General features: G+C 44.7%; 4 protein-coding genes and 2 pseudogenes. 4 read left to right on the top strand and 2 right to left on the bottom strand.

Going from position 1 to position 5,278, the window contains the following annotated elements; genetic code table 11:
• Positions 1 to 255: pseudogene (locus L4B77_RS19370) on the top strand (IS5 family transposase); the annotation flags it as partial.
• 181 nt (positions 256 to 436) lie between these two features.
• On the top strand, positions 437 to 1,792 hold the full coding sequence (dinF, locus tag L4B77_RS19365) for an MATE family efflux transporter DinF (RefSeq protein ID WP_429752453.1): 1,356 nt from the start codon (positions 437 to 439) through the stop codon (positions 1,790 to 1,792).
• Positions 1,793 to 1,976: 184 nt separating this feature from the next.
• On the opposite strand, the gene sthA is transcribed toward dinF, so the two are convergent.
• The gene (gene sthA, locus L4B77_RS19360; RefSeq protein WP_429752451.1) at positions 1,977 to 3,377 is read right to left on the bottom strand and encodes a Si-specific NAD(P)(+) transhydrogenase; all 1,401 of its coding nucleotides are present in this window, start codon (positions 3,375 to 3,377) and stop codon (positions 1,977 to 1,979) included.
• Positions 3,378 to 3,704: 327 nt separating this feature from the next.
• Here sthA and fabR point away from each other — a divergent pair, with 327 nt between their 5' ends.
• Both fabR and L4B77_RS19350 read left to right on the top strand, forming a co-directional pair.
• Positions 3,705 to 4,346 (top strand): HTH-type transcriptional repressor FabR, encoded by a 642-nt coding sequence (gene fabR / locus L4B77_RS19355; RefSeq protein WP_261838365.1) that lies wholly within the window; start codon positions 3,705 to 3,707, stop codon positions 4,344 to 4,346.
• Entirely contained in the window at positions 4,346 to 4,717 is a 372-nt protein-coding gene (locus L4B77_RS19350) for a YijD family membrane protein (RefSeq protein WP_261838364.1), read from the top strand. The genes fabR and L4B77_RS19350 overlap by 1 nt, the downstream gene beginning before the upstream one ends.
• Before the next feature lie 305 nt (positions 4,718 to 5,022).
• Here L4B77_RS19350 and L4B77_RS19345 read toward each other — a convergent pair.
• Positions 5,023 to 5,278 (bottom strand): annotated as a pseudogene (locus L4B77_RS19345) (IS5 family transposase); the annotation flags it as partial.

Below are 5,278 nucleotides of genomic sequence, written 5' to 3'. Positions count from 1 at the left end.
GACGATGCTCATAACCCTAAAAGGATGAGCAATTTGGTGGCGTATTCTGCCTTAGGTCCCATACGCTGGCAAAAGAAAAAGCAGTATGGAAAACGGAATGTCTCAGAGAATGCGATGCACCGTTACAAAACAATTATAGGCCCCAAATTACACAGTAGAGACTTTAACAATCAACAACAGGAAATGATGCTAGGCGCATCAATATTGAATAGATTTACCCAGCTTGGTATGCCCGAGAGCTACCGAGTCGCCTGATGGCATCAAAAGACAGAGTGGGTTGAGTACGGAAACAAAGCCCTTCCATTATCGGTCGTGATGATAGTGCTGTGTTCGTGACTCGGCTGCTAAATAGACTTCTCGCCATAAGTAAACTTTTGCAACATAGAGAAAGACCACCCACTAGGTTAAACTATCGCCTCCAATCTAAGAGGTGATCGTGAAGCTATTTAATACCCAAACTATTTTTCAAACGCTATCCAATCAGGCGATGCACAAAAAAGTGCTGTTGCTCGCGATCCCGATGGTTCTCTCTAATATTACTGTTCCACTGCTGGGCTTAGTCGATGCTGCGGTTATCGGTCACCTAGAGCACTCTTGGTATTTAGGCGGTGTGGCGCTGGGTGGCACCATGATCAGTGTGACTTTTTGGTTGCTTGGTTTCCTGCGTATGTCGACAACTGGGCTAGCCGCACAATCTTATGGCGCGAATGATGGCAAGCAGCTTGGCTTAGTTTTTATGCAAGGCGTGACCATGGCTTTAGGGTTTGCTGGTGTCTTTTTGCTTTTACACAGTTTAGTCGCCGATTTCGTTTTCTCATTGAGTAGCGCCAGTGATCAAGTTAAGCACTATGGTCAGCAATATTTCTCAATCCGCGCTTGGAGTGCACCTGCCGCGCTGACTAATTTTGTCATTTTAGGTTGGTTACTCGGGACTCAAAATGCCAAAGCGCCAATGTGGATGGTGATCATCACCAATATCACCAATATCGTTCTGGACATCGTTTTTGTTATTGGCTTGGGGTGGCAAGTGGAAGGTGCAGCAGTGGCATCTGTGATGGCTGATTATGCCGGTCTAACATTTGGCTTGATTTGTGTTTACCGAATCTGGGCGAAGAAACAGTTACCATCGCCATGGGATCTACTTAAGAAAACTCGCCAAGGTTTGAGTCGCTTCGTAAAACTGAATCGCGATATCTTTCTTCGTTCATTGTGCCTACAAGCGACGTTCACTTTCATGACCTTCCAAGGTGCAAGCTTTGGCGATGATGTTGTTGCGGCCAATGCAGTGTTAATGAGTTTCTTGATGATCATCTCTTATGGGATGGATGGTTTTGCCTATGCCATGGAAGCGATGGTCGGTAAGGCAATTGGTGCGAAAGATAAAGAAGAACTGAACCAGTCATTGATTGGTACTTTTTTCTGGAGCTTCAATATTTGTTTGGTTCTGACCATAGCGTTCGCCATTGCTGGCTCTAGTTTAATTAATATGATCACCACAATTCCAGATGTTAAGAGTCAGGCTGAGGTGTATCTGCCATGGTTGATTGCGATGCCATTGGTGTCTATGTGGTGCTTCTTGTTGGATGGTATTTTTGTTGGGGCCACCAAGGGCAAGGATATGCGCAATAGTATGTTTGTTGCGACCTGCAGTTTCTTCGCGATTTTCTATTTAGCATCCGGTTTAGAGAACCATGCACTATGGCTAGCGATGTTGAGCTTTATGGCAATGCGTGGCATTGGTCTTGGCGTTTTGTTTGTTTCTCAGTGGAAGAGGGGGAAGTTTCTCGCTTAGCTCTGGGGGCTCTGTTCTCGGAAGAATAAATGAGGTTGTACAGGTAAAAGGTTATTTAGAACATCATGATCTAATTACTATCAATGTTCTACTATTCAATATCTTAAATAAAAACAGCAAGCGCATGGCTTGCTGTTTATGCATTTGGCCTATGGGTGGTCAAATACTTCTATTGACTCTTCATCTAGAATAAACGGTTAAGTCCGTTGAGTGCTGCAACACGATAAGCTTCCGCCATCGTTGGGTAGTTAAAGGTCGTATTCACAAAGTACTCGATGGTATTTGCTTCGCCTTTCTGTTCCATAATCGCTTGTCCGATATGGATGATCTCAGCAGCACGCTCACCAAACACGTGGATACCTAAAATCTCTTTGGTTTCACGATGGAACAGAATCTTCAAGCTACCAATGTCTTTACCCGCAATTTGAGCGCGAGCTAGGTGCTTGAATGAAGAACGTCCTACTTCATACGGCACTTTAGCAGCCGTCAGCTCTTGTTCTGTTTTACCCACGGAGCTGATTTCAGGAATGGTGTAGATGCCGGTTGGAATGTCTTCGATAAGGGGGCGTTCAGCTTCACTTTTCACTATCGCCTGAGCCACAAAACGACCTTGGTCATAAGCAGCACTTGCTAGGCTAGGGTAGCCAATCACATCACCGACAGCGTAAACATGGTCAACATTGGTTTGGTAGTTGGTGTTGATTGATACTTGTCCACGAGAGTCCGCTTCTAAGCCAACCGCACCTAGGTTCAGTTTATCGGTGTTACCCGTTCGGCCATTAGCATACAGAAGGCAATCGGCACGCATTTTTTTGCCTGACTCTAGATGAATGATCACACCATCGTCTGTTCCTTCAATTTTCTCAAAGGTTTCATCGTTGCGAATCACGACACCGCTGTTCCAGAAGTGATAAGAAAGTGCATCTGAGGTTTCATTGTCTAGGAATGACAACAGGCGGTCACGAGTATTGATCAGATCGGTTTTTACGCCCAAACCGCGGAAAATCGACGCGTATTCACAACCAATAACGCCAGCACCATAGATGATGATGTGTTGAGGGTCGTGTTTAAGAGAAAGAATCGAGTCACTGTCGTAGATACGTTCATGCAGGAAGTCGACGTTATCCGGTTGGTAAGGGCGAGAGCCTGTCGCGATAACAAATTTGTCTGCACTATACTGTTCTTCAGTGCCATCGCTTTGCATTACCGAGACAGTGTTGGTATCGATAAAACGTGCAGTACCAAATACCAGCGTGCACTGATTGCGGTCGTAGAAGCCTTGGCGCAGTCGCGTTTGTTTATCGATAACCGATTTCGCGTGGCTCAAAATGTTGGAAAACGTTGAGTGAATGCTTTTGTTGTTCTGACAAAACAGTGGGTTGCTGTTGAATTCGATTATACGACTGACGGCATGACGCAGTGCTTTTGAAGGAATCGTTCCCCAGTGAGTACAACCACCACCCACGCTGCTCTCTTTTTCAATGATGGCAACGTTCACCCCGGCTTTGGTTAATCCCATCGCAGCCCCTTCTCCTCCGGGGCCACTACCAATTACGATCACATCAAAGTGGTTGGAGTGCGGCATAGATATCTTCCTTGTTATGTTTGATTAACATTGCTGTAGCGAGATTTTAACTGATTCTGTTCTTGGGTACATGAAAAGGGCATCAGAGAGTCGGTGGGATCACGCCATAGTATAGAAAAAAGGTCATTTGATATGATGTTTGACTCTCAGTCTCCGTGTAGAAACAGGGCGGTTTTCTTCGAACCTATTTACGTAGCAATGTGAACGAAGAGGCGTACTGGGTGTCTTATATGACCAGAGTACCTTATATAAATAAGCGATTCGCGTTATATTGAATAGAGTATTAGGTATGCCTGTTTAGGCTGTAAAAGAAGAGTTTGATAAAGTATGAAACCAATGGGCATTCGCGCACAGCAAAAAGAAAAAACTCGTCGCAGCTTAATCGATGCAGCATTTAGTCAGCTCAGTGCCGATCGTAGTTTTTCCAATCTCAGCTTGAGAGAAGTTGCTCGTGAGGCTGGAATAGCACCGACTTCCTTTTATCGTCACTTCAAAGATATGGATGAGCTGGGCTTAACCATGGTCGATGAAGGTGGCTTACTATTGCGCCAGTTAATGCGTCAAGCTAGGCAGCGGATAGTCACAGAAGGCAGTGTCATTCGAACATCGGTTGAAACCTTTATGGAATTTATAGAAAGCAGCCCAAACGTATTTAGACTGTTATTACGAGAGCGTTCGGGAACTTCATTTGAGTTTCGTACTGCAGTGGCTCGTGAGATACAGCACTTCTCTGCAGAGCTAACTGAATATTTGATCACGACGGGTATGACACGAGACGAAGCTTTTACTCAAGCTGAAGCCTCCGTTATTTTGGTCTTCAACTCTGGGGCTGAAGCATTAGATTTAGAACGACGTCAGCGAGATGAATTGGCTGAACGTTTGATCATGCAATTAAGAATGATGGCCAAAGGGGCTTTTTGGTATCGTAAAGAACGTGAACGTAACCGGTTAAAAGGAGGAATTGAATAATGTCGAATGAAAGCCATACAGTGAACCGCAGTTCTGAAAGAAAAACACTCGTGCTTGCTGTTGTTGCCGGAGTGTGTGGGGATGCACTGTTATCTTGGGTAACAATGAGCGAAGTGGGCTTCTCTATTTTTCCGCTGATTGCTTTAGTTTTAGCTGTACAAGCGCTGTATCAAGAATACCTAACTAACCCTGTCTCTGAAGATATTCCGTTAGTAGGCTTAGCTTGTTTCTTTGTGGGGGCATTTGGTCACGCGGCTTTTGTGAAAGCACAATACCCAGAGGCAGGGTCGAATTTCTTTGCGATTATTATCGCGATGCTGCTTCTCGCTTGGGTCGGTAAGAAGCTAGGCTTTATCGCTAAAACGGTTTAAACCAATTTATAAATTGCAAAAAACGAGCCTATTGGTTCGTTTTTTTGTGTCCGCTGTTTAGCTTAGACCTAAACAGCGAGATCTCAGTTTGATGGTACAGCTGCCAGTTAGTTGTTTTGTCAATAGGCTTCGGCGAGGCTTTGTTGACGCGCTCATAAAATCGTCAATTTTGATTTGAGCGTGCCTTACTTTATCCTTGCCATCTATCTTCGTGTCCAGTTCAAAAATCATGCCTTACAAAGACAACGAATCCAGACGTCATCGGCTTTGTTTCCGTACTCAACCCACTCTGTCTTTTGATGCCATCAGGCGACTCGGTAGCTCTCGGGCATACCAAGCTGGGTAAATCTATTCAATATTGATGCGCCTAGCATCATTTCCTGTTGTTGATTGTTAAAGTCTCTACTGTGTAATTTGGGGCCTATAATTGTTTTGTAACGGTGCATCGCATTCTCTGAGACATTCCGTTTTCCATACTGCTTTTTCTTTTGCCAGCGTATGGGACCTAAGGCAGAATACGCCACCAAATTGCTCATCCTTTTAGGGTTATGAGCATCGTCT

It is taken from the genome of Vibrio minamisatsumaniensis, from assembly GCF_050337445.1.
Classification (GTDB): domain Bacteria; phylum Pseudomonadota; class Gammaproteobacteria; order Enterobacterales; family Vibrionaceae; genus Vibrio; species Vibrio artabrorum.
The sequence above is the reverse complement of the archived record's forward strand: the minus strand, read 5'-3'. Positions and strand labels throughout refer to the sequence as shown.

What these genes read in the sequence shown, in the direction of transcription:
- sthA (WP_429752451.1), bottom strand. Translation starts at nt 3,377, where the DNA reads ATGCCGCACTCCAACCACTTTGATGTGATCGTAATTGGTAGTGGCCCC.
- fabR (WP_261838365.1), top strand. Translation starts at nt 3,705, where the DNA reads ATGAAACCAATGGGCATTCGCGCACAGCAAAAAGAAAAAACTCGTCGC.
- L4B77_RS19350 (WP_261838364.1), top strand. Translation starts at nt 4,346, where the DNA reads ATGTCGAATGAAAGCCATACAGTGAACCGCAGTTCTGAAAGAAAAACA.